Source organism: Pseudomonas sp. TH21 (genome assembly GCF_016651025.1).
Taxonomy (GTDB): domain Bacteria; phylum Pseudomonadota; class Gammaproteobacteria; order Pseudomonadales; family Pseudomonadaceae; genus Aquipseudomonas; species Aquipseudomonas aylmerensis.
Map to the genome: position 1 here is coordinate 6,320,402 of NZ_JAEKEQ010000001.1, position 18,641 is coordinate 6,339,042.

The 18,641-nt window shown below is 60.2% G+C and carries 16 protein-coding genes and 1 pseudogene; 6 read left to right on the forward strand and 11 right to left on the reverse strand.

Annotated features, from left to right (window positions below; all coding sequences use genetic code 11):
- Positions 1-452 precede the first annotated feature (452 nt).
- A complete protein-coding gene (locus JFU04_RS28160) occupies positions 453-1,829 on the forward strand; it encodes a glutamine synthetase family protein (RefSeq protein ID WP_003213894.1) in 1,377 nt (458 codons plus the stop codon).
- Positions 1,830-2,168: 339 nt separating this feature from the next.
- A pseudogene (locus tag JFU04_RS28165) lies at positions 2,169-2,797 on the forward strand (TetR/AcrR family transcriptional regulator).
- Positions 2,798-2,923: 126 nt separating this feature from the next.
- Here the strand turns inward: JFU04_RS28165 and JFU04_RS28170 are convergent.
- From JFU04_RS28170 to JFU04_RS28205, 8 genes are all read right to left on the reverse strand, one after another.
- Positions 2,924-3,139 carry a TOBE domain-containing protein gene (locus JFU04_RS28170; RefSeq protein WP_003213899.1) on the reverse strand — a complete coding sequence of 72 codons (216 nt, stop codon included), beginning with the start codon at positions 3,137-3,139 and terminating at the stop codon, positions 2,924-2,926.
- Between the two features lie 105 nt (positions 3,140-3,244).
- Positions 3,245-4,051: an aliphatic sulfonates ABC transporter ATP-binding protein gene (gene ssuB / locus JFU04_RS28175; protein WP_201146093.1), complete on the reverse strand. Its 807-nt coding sequence runs from the start codon at positions 4,049-4,051 to the stop codon at positions 3,245-3,247.
- Positions 4,048-4,836, reverse strand: a complete 789-nt coding sequence (ssuC, locus tag JFU04_RS28180; RefSeq protein ID WP_065902302.1) for an aliphatic sulfonate ABC transporter permease SsuC — start codon at positions 4,834-4,836, stop codon at positions 4,048-4,050. Before ssuC ends, ssuB begins: the two co-directional genes overlap by 4 nt.
- A gap of 9 nt (positions 4,837-4,845) precedes the next feature.
- Positions 4,846-5,994 carry an FMNH2-dependent alkanesulfonate monooxygenase gene (ssuD, locus tag JFU04_RS28185; protein ID WP_065902304.1) on the reverse strand — a complete coding sequence of 383 codons (1,149 nt, stop codon included), beginning with the start codon at positions 5,992-5,994 and terminating at the stop codon, positions 4,846-4,848.
- A 25-nt stretch (positions 5,995-6,019) separates the two neighbouring features.
- Entirely contained in the window at positions 6,020-6,988 is a 969-nt protein-coding gene (locus JFU04_RS28190; protein ID WP_201146094.1) for a sulfonate ABC transporter substrate-binding protein, read from the reverse strand.
- 97 nt (positions 6,989-7,085) lie between these two features.
- A complete protein-coding gene (gene ssuE, locus JFU04_RS28195) occupies positions 7,086-7,679 on the reverse strand; it encodes an NADPH-dependent FMN reductase (protein WP_015886424.1) in 594 nt (197 codons plus the stop codon).
- 291 nt (positions 7,680-7,970) lie between these two features.
- The gene (locus JFU04_RS28200; protein ID WP_003213910.1) at positions 7,971-8,609 is read right to left on the reverse strand and encodes a peroxiredoxin; all 639 of its coding nucleotides are present in this window, start codon (positions 8,607-8,609) and stop codon (positions 7,971-7,973) included.
- Positions 8,610-8,900: 291 nt separating this feature from the next.
- The gene (locus tag JFU04_RS28205) at positions 8,901-10,307 is read right to left on the reverse strand and encodes an OprD family porin (protein ID WP_106802346.1); all 1,407 of its coding nucleotides are present in this window, start codon (positions 10,305-10,307) and stop codon (positions 8,901-8,903) included.
- Between the two features lie 370 nt (positions 10,308-10,677).
- Between JFU04_RS28205 and tauA the strand changes: the two genes are divergently transcribed.
- Positions 10,678-11,664: a taurine ABC transporter substrate-binding protein gene (gene tauA, locus JFU04_RS28210; protein ID WP_201146095.1), complete on the forward strand. Its 987-nt coding sequence runs from the start codon at positions 10,678-10,680 to the stop codon at positions 11,662-11,664.
- 40 nt (positions 11,665-11,704) lie between these two features.
- Here the strand turns inward: tauA and argA are convergent, their stop codons facing one another.
- Together argA and argE are read right to left on the reverse strand one after the other, a co-directional pair.
- On the reverse strand, positions 11,705-13,003 hold the full coding sequence (gene argA, locus JFU04_RS28215) for an amino-acid N-acetyltransferase (protein WP_065902312.1): 1,299 nt from the start codon (positions 13,001-13,003) through the stop codon (positions 11,705-11,707).
- A gap of 135 nt (positions 13,004-13,138) precedes the next feature.
- Positions 13,139-14,287, reverse strand: a complete 1,149-nt coding sequence (argE, locus tag JFU04_RS28220; RefSeq protein WP_201146096.1) for an acetylornithine deacetylase — start codon at positions 14,285-14,287, stop codon at positions 13,139-13,141.
- Between the two features lie 158 nt (positions 14,288-14,445).
- Here argE and JFU04_RS28225 point away from each other — a divergent pair, with 158 nt between their 5' ends.
- Positions 14,446-15,813, forward strand: coding sequence for a CYTH domain-containing protein (locus tag JFU04_RS28225; protein WP_065902316.1), 1,368 nt, complete (start codon positions 14,446-14,448; stop codon positions 15,811-15,813).
- Between the two features lie 83 nt (positions 15,814-15,896).
- On the opposite strand, the gene JFU04_RS28230 is transcribed toward JFU04_RS28225, so the two are convergent.
- Positions 15,897-16,367, reverse strand: a complete 471-nt coding sequence (locus JFU04_RS28230) for an Lrp/AsnC family transcriptional regulator (protein ID WP_106802344.1) — start codon at positions 16,365-16,367, stop codon at positions 15,897-15,899.
- 127 nt (positions 16,368-16,494) lie between these two features.
- Here JFU04_RS28230 and JFU04_RS28235 point away from each other — a divergent pair, with 127 nt between their 5' ends.
- Both JFU04_RS28235 and JFU04_RS28240 read left to right on the forward strand, forming a co-directional pair.
- Positions 16,495-16,833 carry a hypothetical protein gene (locus tag JFU04_RS28235; protein WP_201146097.1) on the forward strand — a complete coding sequence of 113 codons (339 nt, stop codon included), beginning with the start codon at positions 16,495-16,497 and terminating at the stop codon, positions 16,831-16,833.
- A gap of 83 nt (positions 16,834-16,916) precedes the next feature.
- Complete coding sequence (locus JFU04_RS28240) at positions 16,917-18,596, forward strand: GspE/PulE family protein (RefSeq protein ID WP_201146098.1); 1,680 nt, start codon at positions 16,917-16,919, stop codon at positions 18,594-18,596.
- Positions 18,597-18,641 lie beyond the last annotated feature (45 nt).

Sequence of the window (18,641 nt, forward strand, 5' to 3'; positions counted from 1 at the left end):
CCTGGCGCAGGCACCGTTCACAGGCAAATTCGAGGGCAGCAAAGGGGCAAAGAAGAGGTCCGCCCAGGCGTCAAGAATATTGGCCGGGGCGCGGGCGTTCACACAGGATGAATGAACGGATGACAACGCCTGCGTGGAGCAGGCCGAGACGCCAAGTGGCGGCAGGAAACACATGAAGCACCCCGGTATTATTGCTGTTATGGGTTTGAATCGAGCTTAGCCTTGTTCATTTTTTTACACAACACCCCCGTAAAAAATACAACACGGCCCGCTCAAGCCTGCGAGTCCCAAGCCCTTCAAACCCAAAAAACCGCCCCAAAAAGCCCCAAAAAAGCCTTCGTGGCGCTTTTTTAGGGCAAAAAAGGCCTCGCTTGACTTCGGCATGCCGTTCGGGTTGACTGAAACCAGAAAAGATCAATGATTGATATTTTTAACAACAAAGGTGTTGCATCATGTCGGTACCCCCGCGTGCCGTTCAGCTTAACGAAGCGAACGCGTTCCTTAAGGATCATCCTGAGGTTCTGTACGTAGACCTTCTAATTGCGGATATGAATGGTGTGGTGCGCGGCAAGCGCATCGAACGCACCAGCCTCCACAAGGTTTACGAGAAGGGCATTAACCTGCCTGCCTCTTTATTTGCCCTGGATATCAACGGCTCTACGGTGGAAAGCACCGGCCTGGGCCTGGACATCGGTGATGCTGACCGAATCTGTTATCCGATCCCCGACACCCTGTGCAATGAACCCTGGCAAAAGCGCCCTACCGCGCAACTGCTGATGACCATGCACGAACTTGAAGGTGAACCTTTCTTCGCCGATCCGCGCGAAGTGCTCCGCCAAGTTGTAAGCAAATTTGACGACCTCGGTCTGACCATCTGCGCTGCCTTCGAACTCGAGTTCTACCTGATCGACCAGGAGAACGTGAACGGCCGCCCACAACCGCCCCGCTCGCCGATCTCCGGCAAACGCCCGCACTCGACACAGGTCTACCTGATCGACGACCTCGACGAATACGTCGACTGCCTCCAGGACATCCTGGAAGGTGCGAAAGAGCAAGGCATCCCGGCCGACGCCATCGTCAAGGAAAGTGCCCCGGCACAGTTCGAAGTGAACCTGCACCACGTGGCCGACCCGATCAAGGCCTGCGACTACGCGGTACTGCTCAAGCGCCTGATCAAGAACATCGCCTACGACCATGAGATGGACACCACCTTCATGGCCAAGCCTTACCCAGGCCAGGCAGGCAACGGTTTGCACGTACACATTTCGATCCTGGACAAGGACGGCAAGAATATCTTTGCCAGCGAGGATCCCGAGCAGAACGCCGCATTGCGTCACGCGATCGGCGGTGTGCTCGAGACCCTGCCCGCCCAAATGGCGTTCCTGTGCCCCAACGTCAACTCCTACCGTCGTTTTGGCGCACAGTTCTACGTGCCGAACTCGCCGTGCTGGGGTCTGGATAACCGCACCGTGGCGATTCGCGTACCGACCGGCTCGTCCGACGCCGTACGTATCGAGCACCGCGTGGCCGGCGCCGACGCCAACCCTTACCTGCTGATGGCTTCGGTCCTGGCAGGCGTGCACCACGGTCTGACCAACAAGATCGAACCCGGCGCACCGGTGGAAGGCAACAGCTACGAGCAGAACGAACAAAGCCTGCCGAACAACCTGCGTGATGCACTGCGTGAGTTGGACGACAGCGAGGTGATGGCCAAGTACATCGATCCTAAATACATCGATATCTTCGTCGCCTGTAAGGAAAGTGAGCTGGAAGAGTTCGAACACTCCATCTCCGACCTTGAGTACAACTGGTACCTGCATACCGTCTGACGGTTGTGGTGAGCAGGCTTGTCCTGCGTTGGGCTGCGAAGCGGTCCTGGAATGGGCGACTTGGTGTACCTGGTGCATCGGGTTCTGCTTGAAGGGGGCTGCTTCGCAGCCCAACGCAGGGCAAGCCTGCTCGCCACACTGGGTGTGCCTGTCTGTCTGCTTGGTCTGCCCTGTCTGCTTGGTGCCTGTTCGCTTGGTATGCCTGTCTGCTTGGTTGCTGCCTGCCTGGTTGACTGCATGCCACAACAGGCTCACTTGCCACACCTACACAGTCGCCTCACAGGTATGGATCATCCTTAAGCTCTGCGTACAATGCGCTCTGCCTTGTAGGAGACATCCATGACCACCCGCCCCGCCACCCTCGCAAACCCCGCGCCCGCAGCCAGGCACGGATCGACGCGATTCTCGATGCCGCCCGCACCCTGCTGGCCGCCGAAGGCGTGGCGAGTCTGTCGATCTACAGCGTGGCCGAGCGTGCGCAGATTCCACCGTCGTCGGTGTATCACTTTTTTGCGAGTGTGCCGGCGCTGCTCGAGGCGCTCACGGCAGACGTGCACGCAGCCTTCCGGGCGGCCATCCAGGCGCCCATCGAGCATGAGTCACTCCAGCACTGGCGTGACCTGTCCTGCATCGTCGAGCAACGCATGCTCACCATCTACAGCAACGACGCGGCAGCACGTCAGCTGATCCTCGCCCAGCACGGGTTGACCGAAGTGACCCAGGCGGACCGCCAGCATGATCTGGAGTTGGGGGATTTGATGCTCGAAGTATTCAATCGCCACTTCGAGGTGCCGACACTGCCCACGGACGTGGATGTGTTTGCCCTGGCGCTGGAGCTGAGCGACCGCGTGTACGCACGTTCGGTGCATCAGCATGGGCAGATCACTGCGCGCATGGCCGAGGAAGGCATGCGGGTGTTCGATGCCTATGTGGGCCTTTACCTGCCACCCTACCTGCCCAAACGATAAGTATTGCGTTGGCGGGGCCGGCCTTTTCGCCAGCAAACCCGCTCCCGCATTGACCGCATTCCTAGGTTGGAATGCCGTTAAATGTGGGAGCTGGCTTGCCTGCGATAGCGATTTCGAGGGTGCCAATCACAACTTGGCGATCGACACCTCGGTGGATTTCACGAAGGCAATCACTTCGCTGCCGATCACCAGCTCCAGCTCTTTGACCGAGCGCGTGGTGATCACCGAAGTGACGATGCCGGACGCGGTCTGTACGTCGATTTCCGACAGCACGTCGCCTTCGACGATTTCCTTGATGGTGCCTTTGAATTGGTTACGTACGTTGATGGCTTTAATAGTCATGCGATTTCTCCTGGGGTCGAAATAGCTGCAAGTTGTTAGCTACCAGCTGCAAGTCAAAGCACTTTGCTTTCCCTTGCAGCGTGAAGCTGAAAGCTTGCCGCTGCTTTATTGCGCCCAACGCAGTTGCGTAGGCAGCGGTGAAACAGGTTCGGGTTCCGGCGGCGTGCCGGGCAACGACAACACACGGTTCAATACTTCGGCTTCCAGCGCGGCCAGGCGATGTGAGCCCCGCACCCGTGGGCGCGGCAGGTCCACGATCAGGTCGAGACCGATTTCGCCGTCTTCGATCAGGATCACCCGGTCGGCAATCGCCACGGCTTCGCTGACATCGTGGGTCACCAGCAACACGGTGAAACCGTGCTTTTGCCAGAGGTTCTCGATCAATTGCTGCATCTCGATACGGGTCAGGGCATCCAGCGCACCCAGCGGCTCATCCAGCAGCAACAGGCGCGGTTGGTGGATCAGCGCACGGGCCAGGGCCACGCGTTGCTTCTGGCCACCGGACAAGGCCGCTGGCCATTCATTGGCACGTTCCGCCAGGCCCACCGCTTCCAGGGCTTCCAGCGCCTTGGGACGCCAGTTGCCCTTGAGGCCCAGGCCAACGTTGTCGATGATCTTTTTCCACGGGAGCAGACGCGGTTCCTGGAACATCAACCGCGTGTCCTCAATTGCCTCGCTCAGCGGCGCGGAACCGGCCAGCAGCTCGCCGCCGCTGGCTTTGTCCAGGCCGGCAAGCAAGCGCAGCAAAGTACTTTTACCGCAGCCGCTGCGGCCGACCACGGCCACGAACTGGCCGGCCGGAATGTGCAGGTCGATGTCCTTGAGCACTTCCCGCGCACCAAAGGCCTTGCGCAATTTGCGCACCGCCAGCGGGATACCCTTCAACAGGCGTGGAGGTTGTTGAGCGGTCATGCCGCACCTCCTTTATTCACTTGGTAAGCCGGGTGCCAACGCAGCCACACACGCTCCAGGCCGCGGGCGGCCAGGTCGGCGAGCTTGCCGAGGATGGCGTACATGACAATGGCCAGGACCACCACGTCGGTTTGCAGGAATTCGCGGGCGTTCATCGCCAGATAACCGATGCCGGAGCTGGCCGAGATGGTTTCCGCCACGATCAACGTCAGCCACATAAAGCCCAGTGCGAAACGCACGCCCACCAGGATCGAAGGCAACGCGCCCGGCAGGATCACTTGACGGAACAGGCTGAAGCCGGACAAACCATAGCTGCGCGACATTTCCACCAGCGCCGGATCGACGTTGCGGATGCCGTGGTAGGTGTTCAGGTAGATCGGGAACAGCGTGCCGAGGGCGACCAGGAAAATCTTCGCGGTTTCGTCGATGCCGAACCACAGGATCACCAGCGGGATCAGCGCCAGGTGCGGCACGTTGCGGATCATCTGCACCGAGCTGTCCAGCAGGCGCTCGCCCCACGTCGACAGGCCAGTGATAAAACCCAGGGCCAGGCCGATACTGCCGCCGATCACGAAGCCGAGGCCAGCACGCCAGCCACTGATGGCCAGGTGCGTCCAGATTTCGCCGCTGCGGACCAGGTTGATCCCGGCCTCAATCACCGCGCTCGGCGCCGGCAGAATGCGCGTCGACAACCAGCCCGCCGACACCGACAACTGCCACACCGCCAGCAAAAGAATCGGTAGCACCCACGGTGCCACGCGATGGCTCAATTTTTCAAAGTTCATGGCAGCGCCTCAACTCTGTGACGCAGCTTTGGGAAGGATGTCGTTGGCGACCATCTCGCCAAACGGGCTGACGTAACCGGCGCTTTTCGGCAGCTCGGGACGTTCGATATCCAGGTGGGGAAACAGCAGTTCCGCGACGCGATACGACTCTTCCAGGTGTGGGTAACCGGAGAAGATAAAGGTGTCGATGCCCAGTGCGGCGTATTCCTTCACGCGTTCCGCCACGGTTGGGCCATCGCCCACCAGCGCGGTGCCTGCACCGCCGCGTACCAGGCCGACGCCAGCCCACAGGTTGGGGCTGACTTCCAGGTTGTCACGGTTGCCGCCATGCAAGGCAGCCATGCGTTGCTGGCCGACGGAATCGAAGCGCGCCAGGGAGGCCTGGGCACGGGCGATGGTGTCGTCGTCCAGGTGGGAGATCAGTTTGTCGGCGGCTTTCCACGCCTCTTCGTTGGTTTCACGCACGATCACATGCAGGCGAATACCGAAGCGCACGGTGCGCCCCAGCTTCGCAGCCTTGGCCCGCACCTGCGCGATTTTTTCCGCGACAGCTGCCGGCGGCTCACCCCAGGTCAGCACCATTTCCACTTGTTCGGCTGCCAGGTCCTGGGCCGCTTCGGAGGAACCGCCGAAGTACAGTGGCGGACGCGGCTGCTGGATCGGCGGGTAGAGCAATTTCGCGCCTTTGACACTGATGTGCTCGCCGTCGTAATCGACGGTTTCGCCTTCCAGCACACGCCGCCAGATCCGCGTGAATTCCACCGAGGCCTGGTAGCGCTCTTCATGGCTCAAGAATAAACCGTCGCCGGCCAACTCTTCCGGATCACCGCCCGTCACCAGGTTGAACAGTGCACGGCCACCGGACAGGCGATCCAGGGTCGCGGCCTGGCGCGCGGCCACCGTCGGGGAAATGATCCCGGGGCGCAGTGCGACAAGGAATTTCAAACGCTGGGTCACCGGAATCAGCGAAGCCGCCACCAGCCACGAATCTTCGCAGGAGCGACCGGTAGGGATCAGCACCCCACCGAACCCGAGGCGGTCCGCCGCCTGGGCCACTTGCTGCAGATAACCGTGATCAACGGCGCGAGCGCCTTCGGCGGTGCCAAGGTAATGGCCGTCGCCGTGGGTAGGCAGGAACCAGAAAATATTGAGGCTCATGGAGTTGTCTCCTGAAGAAGTCGGATTACGGCGCTTTGGCCACAGTGGCAGGTGGCGTCCAGATCACGTCCTTGATGCTCAAGGGTTTGGGGATCAATTTGAGTTGGTAGAAGCTGTCGGCGATTTTCTGTTGGGCCGCCACCACCTCCGGCGTCAGGAAATGCGCACCGTAGCCTTGGCGTTTCACCGAGGTCAGGGTGATGTCAGCCGGCAGGCCGAGCAGCGGCGCCACTTGTTCAGTGACTTCCTGCGGGTTGGCCTTGGACCATTCGCCCACGGCGCGCACTTCTTCAATCAGCGCCTTGACCACTTCAGGGTGTTTTTCGGCGTAGGGCTTGGTCGCCAGGTAGAACTGATGGTTGTCGGCGATGCCGGTACCGTCACGCAGGGTGCGCGCTTGCAGCTGTTTCTCGGCGGCCGCCTGGTAGGGGTCCCAGATCACCCACGCATCGACACTGCCACGCTCGAACGCGGCACGCGCATCGGCGGGCGGCAGGAAGACGGTCTGCACGTCGGTGTATTTGAGGCCGGCATCTTCCAGCGCACGCACCAGCAGGTAGTGCACGTTGGAGCCTTTGTTCAGCACGATTTTCTTGCCCTTGAGCTCGGCCACCGATTTGATCGTCGAATCTTTCGGCACCAGGATCGCTTCACTGGTCGGCGCTGGAGGCTCATAGGCCACGTAGACCAGATCGGCACCGGCCGCCTGGGCGAACACTGGTGGGGTTTCGCCCGTGACGCCAAAGTCGATCGAGCCGACGTTCAGGCCTTCGAGCAATTGCGGGCCGCCGGGAAACTCGGTCCACTGCACCTGCACGCCCTCGGCGGCCAGGCGTTTTTCCAGGGTGCCCTTGGCCTTGAGCAGCACCAGGGTGCCGTATTTCTGGTAACCGATACGCAAGGTTTCGGCAGCCTGGGCTTGAACCATGGCGCCGAAGGACACAGCCGCAGCAAACAGTGCGACCAGACCACGACGCAAGATGACAGTGCGCATGGCGCTCTCTCCAAATAGTGCGATTAGGGGGTTGGCTGCACCTGCTTGGCCGTTGGCGGCTGAGTAAGGTGAGTACTTCTAAATGGCTGGCTGAGGCTCAGATGCTCCAGCGAGCACTCAACAAACGTTCATTCAACACATGGGGGTCAAGCGGTTTCGGGCGACGGGCCATGGCGCCGTACAGCGTCTCCAGGGCCTCGTGCAAACGGTGTTCGAGCACAGGCACCAGTTGTGCCTGGGCACTGCCTTCGCCATAGGCGATCTGGCTGTCTTCGGCAAAGATGCCGTGAAGCAATTCCTGCGCCTTGAGGGCCGACAAAACCGGCTTCAAGGCGTAATCCACCGCCAGCATGTGGGCGATGCTGCCGCCGGTAGCCATCGGCAACACAATCTTGTGAGCCAGGGCGCGTTCGGGCAGCAGGTCGAGCACGGTCTTCAGCGCGCCCGAGAACGACGCCTTGTACACCGGCGTGGCGATCACCAGGCCATCGGCGTTGGCCACCTGCTGCAACAGGTCAATGACCTTGGGACTGTCGAAGCGCGCGTGCAGCAAGTCTTCAGCCGGGAAGTCCCGTATCTGGTAACTCACCACTTCCACCCCTTTGTCTTGCAACCACTGACGGGTTTTATCCAGCAAGACCCCGGAGCGGGAACGCTGGCTGGGACTGCCTCCAAGTGTTACGACCAACATGCAGGAATTCCTTGAGCAGGTGTCGGCGGTTCGCTGTGTGACGATGGCGCCAAGATGGAACAGACCTTATCAGCAGATTTATATATCTTTAAATCTTATTTTTTCATGTGTTTATTCTTTAAATGCATATGAGAGTTATCAAATCCCAGGCGAAAAAAAGGCCGTCGAAACGGCCTGAAAACCCTTGCTATGTGAGTCGTCGGAACTATTGCTATCGCCGGCAAGCCAGCTCCTACAAATGGAATGCGATCACCTGCAGGAACCGGCTCGCCGGCGATGGCGGTGTCAGCCTTAACGATTAGGCTGAGGGGTAAGGCGCAGATACGGCTTCACCGCCCGGTAACCCTTCGGAAAGCGCTTCTTGATTTCTTCCTCGTCCTTGAGCGAAGGCACGATCACCACTTCATCACCGTCCTGCCAGTTGGCGGGGGTGGCGACCTTGTGGTTGTCGGTCAGCTGCAACGAGTCGATGACCCGCAGGATTTCGTGGAAGTTGCGGCCGGTGCTGGCCGGGTAGGTGATGGTCAGGCGAATCTTTTTGTTCGGATCGATCACGAACAGGGAGCGCACGGTGAGGGTGTCACTGGCGTTCGGGTGGATCAGGTCATAAAGGTCCGACACCTTGCGATCGGCATCCGCCAGGATCGGGAAGTTGACGATGGTGTTCTGGGTTTCGTTGATGTCTTCGATCCACTTGTGGTGCGAGTCCACCGGGTCTACGGACAGGGCGATGGCCTTGACGCCGCGCTTGGCGAACTCATCCTTGAGCTTGGCAGTGAAGCCCAGCTCGGTGGTGCACACCGGGGTGAAGTCCGCCGGGTGGGAAAACAACACACCCCAGCTATCGCCCAGCCATTCGTGGAAACGAATCTTGCCGGCGCTGGAATCCTGTTCGAAGTCGGGGGCGATATCGCCCAGTCTTAGGCTCATGGTGTGGCTCCTGGTGAGTGCTTATGGAGCCCACTGTGCATGGATTGACGATTATTTAAAAAGAATAAATATCGATTTATCTAGACGATAAAGGAATATTAAAAATCTGTTCATTGGACGCCGCAACGGGCGAGGAGCAACATCCGCTTCAAGGTTCGAGAAGGCCTTGAGACGCTGTAAAAAGAGGGGTTCAGGAAGGGCCTGCGGGGGTTTGGCCCGACTTGAAACGCAAGACACCTTGCCCGGCGTAGCGCCGGGCAAGGTTTACAGTCTTACTACAGCTTCACGCTACTAGAACAGTGGCAGCGAGTAGCTGACGATCAGGCGGTTTTCGTCCTGGTTACGCTGGCCAGGAATGTCGTTGCGCCACATGGCGTTTTTCCATGCCACACCGACGTTCTTCAGCGGACCTTCTGGTACGACGTAGGCAACAGTGATGTCACGTTCCCACTCGTTCCCGCCGTCGCCATTGACAGCACGTTGCGGCCGGGTCGAACCGACGTTACCGCGGGTGTCGATATTGTCACCACGCAGGTAGACCACACCGGCGGTCAAACCTGGTACGCCAACCTTGGCGAAGTCGTAGGCGTAGCGAGCTTGCCAGGTACGTTCACCGGCACGGGCGAACTTGGCAATCTGCATGTCGGTGGTCAGGTAAGCCGACGAACCGTCGCCTTGGTTCAACCAAGGGAAGTCACTGTTACCGTTACTGACCTGGTAACCACCACCGAAGGTGTGACCACCCAGGGTGTACAGGAACAAGCCACTGTACAGGTTGTTGTCGACCTTACCTTTGGTGATGGTCGCACCGGCGGCATTGGTGCCGTAGTCACCTGTGGTGTAGTAGTTCGCGTCGTGGCCGTTGGCGCCATCGTCGCGGCTATTGAAATAGCGCAGGTCGGTTTTCAGCACGCCAGGACCGATTGCCCAGTTGTGCAGCAAGCCCAGGAAGTGCTGTTTGTAGAACTGATCCAGATTGCCGTAGTAGTACTGGGCAGTCAGGTCTTTGGTGATTTTGTAGTCGCCACCAGCGTAGTAGAACTTGTTGCTGTCACGGCCAGCGGCTGTACGGCCGTTGGCACCTGCGATAGACAGGTTCTCGACGTTGCTGGAGTTACGACCCTTGACCTTCTCGATCTGACCGGCAACCAGCGTCAGGTCTTTGATGTCGTTCGTGGTGATCTGGCCGCCCTGGAAGGTTTGCGGCAGCAGACGACCATCGTTGGTCACGATAACCGGCAGCTTGGGTTGCAGAGTACCCAGCTTCAGTTCGGTTTGAGAGATCTTCGCCTTGGCGGTCAGGCCCAGGCTGGAGTAGTTGTCAACAGCTTCGCCGTTGGACTTGCTCGGGAAAACCGTGCCGCCGTAAGAACCGGCGTTGCCAGTCGAACGAGCAGTGGCGCCGTTGGTGCCGCCACCCGAATCCAGGCGCACGCCCAGCAGGCCGATAGCGTCAAGACCGAAGCCTACGGTGCCTTGGGTATAACCGGAGATGAAACGCAGGTCGAAGGCTTGACCCCATTCTTCTTGCTTGCTCTGCGCACCGGCCGCCTTGGTAGCGTCATCACGGTTATCGGTGTTGATGTAGAAGTTACGCAGCCCCAGTGTTGCCTTGCTATCTTCGATGAAACCGGCGGAGTTTGCCTGTTGGGCAATCGCAGCTACAGCCACGGCCAACGCCAATGTTGACTTCTTCATGTACCGCTCCTCTCATTTCTAATTTTTGTATTTCTTTGGTCTCGGGTCTGACGCCCTCGATCCACAGATGCGCGATTAGCGCCAGATAGTGACTACCAAGTCAATCGTAACCTTGTGTGTCTACTACCTTCGTCTAATCGCAGTTAATTTGGTCCCTGCAGGGTAATGAGTTTTTCATACACCCAAAAAGAATTGTTTCATTCTTTTTCATACGATTCGGGAATAAGACTTTCCATGGCGCGAACGGGTCAGCATAGACGAGCCGCTCCATAAGCTAATTCCCAAAGGGTATTTGTTAGCGCTTTTTTAGATCGATTAGTGTGGCCGTACCGTTTCATACGTCACCCACGATCAAAAAGGCGACGCCATCATGGCCAAAGGCACATCCTCCCGTCAATTTGTTACAGTTTTTGTGTCACTAATACTTTCTTTTGGTGTCAAAGCCGCCGATTTAACCGTCGGCTACCAAACGGGTATCGATCCCAGCAAAGTCCCGCAGGCCGATGGCCTCTATGAAAAGGCCATTGGCGAGAAAATTGCGTGGCGTCGATTCAACAGCGGGCCGGAAGTCGTCACCGCGATCGCCTCGGGTGATGTGCAAATCGGCAACCTCGGTTCCAGCCCCCTCGCCGCAGCTGCATCGCGCAATCTACCGATCGTCGCGTTTATCGTATCGGCGCAGATCAATACTTCTGAAGCATTGGTGGTGCGCAACGGCAGCGGCATCGACAAACCCGAAGACCTGGTCGGCAAGACCATCGCCACGCCCTTTGTCTCCACCTCTCATTACAGCCTGCTCGGTGCATTGAAGCATTGGGGGCTGGACACCCAGAAAGTCAAAGTGGTGAACCTGCAACCCGCCGAAATTGCCGCCGCGTGGAAACGGGGTGATATCGACGGCGCTTTTGTCTGGTCACCTGCGCTCGGAGAGATCCGCAAGACCGGCAAGACCCTGACAGACGCGGCCCAGGTGGGTCAGTGGGGCGCACCGACGTTTGAGGTGTGGGTAGCACGCAAGGATTTTGCGCAAAAACATCCTGACGTAGTGGCCAGGTTTGCCAAGGTCACACTGGACTCTTTCGCTGACTACGCCGCCCATAAAGATGCCTGGACAGTGGACTCCGAGCCGGTACAGAAAATCGCCAAACTGACAGGTTCAAACGCCGCCGACATTCCAGAGCTGTTGGCCGGTACCACCTTCCCGGACGCCAAGGCGCAGCAGACCGACGCACTGCTCAAAGGCGGCACGGCGAAGGCGATTGGAGAGACGGCGAAGTTCTTGAAGGAACAAGGCAAGGTCGAGACAGTGCTGCCGGACTATTCGGCCTTTGTGACCGACCAATTCATCAAGCCCTGACCCTGTAGGAGCCGGCTTGCCGGCTCCTACAGAATGGGGGTTACAGCGCCTTTTCGAAGATCTTCGAATTACGCTGGTAGTTGTACAGCGACGCTCGTGCCGACGGCAGGCGATCAACACTGCTCGGCACGAAGCCCCGCTCGCGGAACCAGTGGGCAGTGCGCGTGGTAAGCACGAACAAGGTCTTCAAACCCTGGGCCCGCGCACGAGTTTCGATGCGTTCGAGCAGCTCATCACCGCGCCCGCCGTGGCGGTATTCCGGGTTCACCGCCAGGCACGCCAGCTCACCTGCATCCGAATCCGCGATCTGATACAGCGCCGCACAGGCGATGATCATGCCTTCGCGCTCGACCACACTGAATTGCTCGATCTCACGCTCCAGCACTTCGCGTGAACGACGCACCAGGATGCCCTGCTCTTCCAGCGGGCTGATCAGGTCCAGCAAGCCACCGACGTCTTCAATCGCCGCCTCGCGGACCAGCTCGAATTGTTCCTGGGCCACCAGCGTACCGCCGCCGTCCCGGGTGAACAGTTCGGTAAGCAGCGCGCCGTCTTCGGCGTAACTGACGATATGGCTGCGCCCGACGCCGCCACGGCAAGCCTCGGCGGCGGCATCCAACAGCTCGGCCTGGTAGTTGCTGCCCAGGCGTTGCAGGTGCGCCGGCACTTGCTGCGGACGCAGCTCGCGGACCAGGCGGCCATTTTCATCGATCAGGCCGAGGTCGGCGCCGAACAGCAACAGCTTGTCGGCCCCCAGGTCGATGGCGGCGCGAGTGGCGACGTCTTCGCAGGCCAGGTTGAAGATCTCACCCGTCGGCGAATAGCCCAGCGGCGACAGCAACACGATGGAGCGCTCGTCCAGCAGGCGATTGATGCCCTTGCGGTCGACGCGGCGCACTTCGCCGGTGTGGTGGTAATCCACGCCTTCGAGCACGCCGATAGGTCGTGCGGTCACCAGGTTGCCGCTGGCCACCCGCAGGCGCGAGCCCTGCATCGGCGACGAGGCCATGTCCATGGAAAGGCGCGCTTCGATGGCGATGCGCAGGTGGCCGACCGCGTCGATCACACACTCCAGGGTTGCGGCATCGGTGATGCGCAGGCCTTCGTGGTAAGCCGGGGTCAGGCCGCGCGCCTCAAGGCGCGCTTCGATCTGAGGGCGCGAACCGTGCACCAGCACTAGGCGCACGCCGAGGCTGTGCAGCAGCACCAGGTCGTGGACGATATTGCCGAAGTTCGGATGTTCCACACCGTCGCCAGGCAGCATGACCACGAAGGTGCAGTCCCGGTGAGCATTGATGTAGGGCGAAGCGTGACGAAGCCAATTGACGTATTCGGGCATAAAACCTGGGCCTGTAATAAAAAGCAGCCGAAAAAGGATGAATCGTGAAAACGCACAGCGGGCTGATGGTTATCGTCGGAACAGGCTTGGCGACACGCTCGCTCTCCTTCTAAGTACGAACTGGCAAGGGTTAATTTATGCAGGTTTCAGGCAGTAATGTTCGATCAATTCACGCAATAGACGCACTGTAGGCGTCAAGCGTGACATTTCGAGGTACTCGCCCGGCTGGTGGGCGCAGGCGATATCGCCAGGGCCGAGCACCAGGGTTTCACAACCAAGGCGCTGAAGATAAGGCGCTTCCGTGCCGAACGCTACTGCTTCGGCACGATGACCGGTCAATCGTTCCGCAACCCGCACCAACTCGGCGTCTTCGGCTTGCTCGAACGGCGGCACTTCGGGGAACAACGGCGCATAGTCGATCTTGACCTTGTGGCGCTCGGCCAAGGGTTCGAGCTTCTGCCGGATCGCGGCGCGCAGCACCTGCGGGTCCATGCCGGGCAATGGCCGCAGGTCGAATTCCAGGGAGCACTGGCCGCAGATACGGTTGGGGTTGTCGCCGCCATGAATGCAGCCGAAGTTCATGGTCGGCTGCGGTACGCTGAATTGCGGGTTGCGGTACTCGCGCTGCCAGGCCAGGCGCAGGCCGCGCAGTTCGCCGATGGCGTCATGCATGGCCTCCAGGGCACTGTGGCCCAGGCTCGGATCCGACGAATGGCCGCTCTGGCCGAGGATGTCGATGCGCTCCATCATCACGCCTTTGTGCAGGCGGATCGGCTTGAGGCCGGTAGGCTCGCCGATCACCGCCGCACGGCCCAACGGGCGACCTGCCTCGGCCAGCGCGCGAGCGCCGGACATGGAGCTTTCTTCATCACAGGTGGCCAGGATCAGCAACGGCTGCTTGAACGGCTGATCGAGCAACGGCAACACGGCCTCAATCGCCAGCGCGAAAAAACCCTTCATGTCGCAGCTGCCCAGTCCTACCCAGCGGCCGTCGACTTCCGTCAGCTTGAGCGGATCGGTCTTCCACAACGCAGCGTCATACGGAACGGTATCGCTATGGCCGGCCAGCACCAGGCCGCCGGGGCCACTGCCGAAGCTGGCGAGCAGGTTGAATTTGCCGGGGCTGACCTGCTCGATGTCGATGGCGAAACCCAGGTCGCCCAACCAACCGGCGAGCAAATCGATGACCGGTCGGTTGGTCTGGTCGAGAGACGCTTGGGTACAACTGACCGAAGGCGCGGCAATCAGCGCGGCGAACTGCTCTTTCATGGACGGTAATGGCATGCGCGGCCTCTCAACTTCCCGGATGAGCCCCACTATAGAGCCATCTGCACGACACAATAAACCGTTGCGGCGCGTTGCCGGGCTCAGTCCTGTACACTGCACGGCCTTGGCAGCCACTCTTTTCCCCGGCTGCGCTCCCGATCCTGGATTTTCCGGCCATGCAGAAAGAAACCGAAATCAAGCTCCGCGTCAGCCGCGAAACACTCGCCGCGCTGCGTGAGCACCCGCTACTGAAAAAACGCAACAAAAGTGGCTGGGAACGCCGTGAGTTGATGAACCAGTACTTCGACACCCCCGAACGCGACCTGGCCCAGGCCAAGGTCGCGCTGCGCCTGCGCAAGGACGGTGACGACGTGATCCAGACCCTCAAGACCCGTGGCCAGAGCGTCGCCGGTTTGTCGGAACGTAACGAGTACAACTGGGAATTGCCCAAAGCCAAGCTCGACGTGAAGAAGCTCGACGGCGACTGCTGGCCCGAGCAACTGGCCGAGCTGGATAAAAAGACCCTCAAGCCAATCTTCACCACTGACTTCGTGCGTGAACGCGCCGAAATCGCCTGGGGCCGAGGCAAGGCCAAAGTCGTGATCGAAGCGGCCCTGGACCTCGGCCATGTGGTGGTCGGCAAGCAGAAAGAAGAAATCTGCGAGCTTGAACTGGAACTGCGCGAAGGCGAACCGGCGGCCCTGCTGGAACTGGCCGCCGAGTTGGCCGCCACCCTCGCACTGATGCCGTGCGACATCAGCAAGGCCGAGCGCGGCTACCGCCTGTACGACGCCAGCAGCTACTCCCTGAGCCTGCCGGCGCCGCAGCTGCACGCCGAAATGCCGTTGGATGACGCGTTCGCCGCGATCATGTGGCACCTGTTGGGCAGCAGCCAGCGCCTGGCCGAGCAATACCGTTTCAATGGCCACTGGCGCCTGTTGCAGGACTGGGTCGACAACCTCGGCGAACTGCGTGCCCTGATCGGCAGCCTCGGCCAGGCCGCACCGCGTCAATCCACCAGCGAACTGCGCAGCGCACTGGATGCCCTGCTGGAAGACTGGCGCCCGCTGGTGCAGGCCGGTGACGACGATGAAGACATTCGCAAAGCCGCGCCGGAGCAGTTCATCGAAGAATTGGACGACGTGCGCTGGGGCCTGTTCTCACTGAACGCTTCGCGCTGGCTGCTGGCGCGTGCCTGGACGGCCGATCGCAATGTGCGTGGCAACCGCCAGGGCGCCGCGCAAATCACCAACTGGCTGCCGCGCCTGCTCGCCGACGATGCCGTCGCCCTGCAACTGCCGCGCTACCAGCAGCAACCGGAAGACCTCGCCGAGCAACTGCCGCGTATCGAACGCATCCAGGCCTGGCTGCATCATGCCCGCCAGGTGGTAGACATTCCGGAACTGGACCGTCTGTACGGTGAGCTGAACAAGCTGGTGCAACTGGCCAACCAGCCGATCACCGATGAATCGCTGGATGCGCGCATGCACCAGGCGATTGCGGTGTATCAGAACCGCGCGTGGAAGACCCTGCTGCGTCTGTAAGCGCTATCGCCAGCAAGCCGGCGCCTGCATTGGCATGCATTCCCTTGCGGGAGCCGGGCTTGGCCGCGATGCGGCCGGCTCGGTCAGCGCAGGACCGGCAGGCTGGTGGTCGACTTGATCTCGGATAACGCGACGATCGAGTTGACCTCCTGGATCCCCGGCACCATCGACAGCTTTTCGAAGAAAAACCGCTCGTACGCCTCAATATCCGCCGTCACGATGCGCAACAGAAAATCCACCGCCCCCATCAGCACATAGCACTCCAGCACTTCCGGAAACCCGCGAATCGCCTCGGTGAACTCTGTGAAGTTGGACCGCCCGTGGGCGTTGAGTTTGATCTCGGCGAAAATCTGCGTGTTGAGGCCGATCTTCTTGCGATCCAGCAGGGTGACCTGGCCACGGATCACGCCCTCCTCCTTGAGCCGCTGGATACGCCGCCAGCACGGCGACTGGGACAGGCCGACCTGCTCGGCGATCTGCGCGCTGGAAAGCGAGGCATCCTCTTGCAGCAGGGCCAGGATGCGGCGGTCGTAGGCGTCCAATTCGCCGTGCATAAAAATACCTGTTCTGATGCTTATCTTGAATTGATTGAGTTTATTAATCGTCAATTACGCCCATCTTAGATAAGAAATCTCCGGTGGCGAATGTAAAAATTTCTCCAGTCGAATCTGGAGAGTCCGCATGCACGCCGTCGAAACCACCCACCCTGCCACCCGCGTCGATGCATGGGCCGTCAGCAGCGCCCATTGCCAGGCGCATTATCAGATCGTTGCCGAGGCTGAACCCGATGTGGTGTGCCGGGTACTCAACTATTTCGCCCTGCAGTTCCTCACCCCCGCGCAGGTGTCGGTGAACCGCGAGGCAGACCTGCTGTACATCGAAATCGTCATGGATGGCCTGAGCTGGCACCGCGCCCAAGTGATCGGTGAAAAGATTCGAAACCTGATCAGCGTGTGCTCGCTGCACGTGGACCAAGCCGACTGCATAGGGGCTCAGGCGCTGGTGGCAGCGATTCGGTAAAAGGCTGCAATACACGCGGGGAGGAAGATATCCAGGCGCTGGCTAGCGTGTAGCTTACATCCGCTGCCAGCCAGGAAACCCGTATGCCCCTTGACCGTCGATTGGAACTGCATCAACTGCTGCCGGCATTGGTCGACGATGGGCTGGTCACACCCGAGGTGGCGCAACGGTTGGCGACCCTGCCGGCCAGTCATAGCCGGCATCCACTGGAATGCATCGCTGCCGAAGGCCCCTGCCTGGAAACCCTGACCCAGTGGCTGGCCGAGCATGTCGGGCAAGCGTATCTGCGCATTGACCCGCTGAAGATCGACGTGGCGACGGTTGTGCCGCTGATGTCCTACGCCTTCGCCCAACGCCACGCCATCCTGGCGGTCGCGGTGGATGCGCAGACCGTCACGGTCGCCAGCGCCCAGCCCTATATCACCAGTTGGGAGGCGGGACTTGCCCAAGTGCTCAAGCGCTCGATCCAGCGCAGGGTGGCCAACCCGCAAGAGATCCAACGCTGCATCGGCGAGTTTTATCGGTTGGCGAAGTCCGTCAGTGGCGCAGAGCAAAAGGTCGCGACGCCCGGCACTGCAGACCTGCTCAACCTCGGTGCCAGTGACCAGGAGGCAGATGCCAATGACGCGCATATCGTCAATATCGTCGACTGGCTGTTGCAGTACGCATTCGGCCAACGGGCCAGTGATATCCATGTCGAACCGTGCCGCGACCAGGGCCGGGTGCGCTTTCGCATCGACGGGCTGTTGCACGACGTTTATCAGTTTCCACCCCAGGTCACGATGGCGGTGGTCAGCCGCTTGAAAAGCCTGGGCCGCATGAACGTGGCGGACAAACGCAAACCCCAGGACGGTCGGATCAAGACCAAGAGCCCGACAGGTGCAGAAGTTGAGCTGCGCCTCTCGACCTTGCCCACCGCGTTTGGAGAGAAACTGGTGATGCGGATTTTCGACCCGCAGGTGCTGCTCAGGGATTTTGACCAATTGGGCCTTTCCAGCGACGACCAGCAACGCTGGCAGGCCATGACCCGCCAGGCCAATGGCATCATCCTGGTGACCGGGCCGACCGGCTCAGGCAAGACCAGCACCCTTTACACCACGCTCAAGCAACTGGCGACCCGCGAGGTCAACCTGTGCACCGTGGAAGACCCGATCGAGATGGTTGAGCCTTCGTTCAACCAGATGCAGGTGCAGCACAGCATCGGCCTGACCTTCGCCAGCGGCATCCGCGCCCTGCTGCGCCAGGACCCGGACATCATCATGATCGGCGAGATTCGCGACCAGGAAACCGCAGAAATGGCGATCCAGGCTGCGCTGACCGGACATCTCGTGCTGTCGACTTTGCATACCAACGATGCACCGGGTGCCATCAGCCGCCTGCAGGAACTGGGAATTGCTCATTATTTGATCAAGGCTACGCTACTGGGAGTCATGGCGCAGCGCCTGGTGCGCCTGTTATGCCCTCACTGCAAGCGCGCCATGGATGACACCCACGAGGCCAGCGGTTGTGTGGAGTGCCGGCACAGCGGCTACCGCGGCCGTGCCGGGGTCTACGAGGTGATGGTCATGACTGAACACCTCAAGGCCCTGATCACGCCCGGCGCCGATGTGCACGCCCTGCGTCAGGCGGCCATTGCCCAGGGCATGTGCAGCTTGCGCATGGCCGGCATGCACAAGGTAAAGGCGGGGCTCACCTCGCTCGCAGAAGTATTACGGGTAACGCCTGGGGATTCGGTAACAAATCCTTTGCTGGTTGCGCGGTGAAAGCGTCTTTATCGGTCACAACCCCGTTACAATCGGCCGACTGTC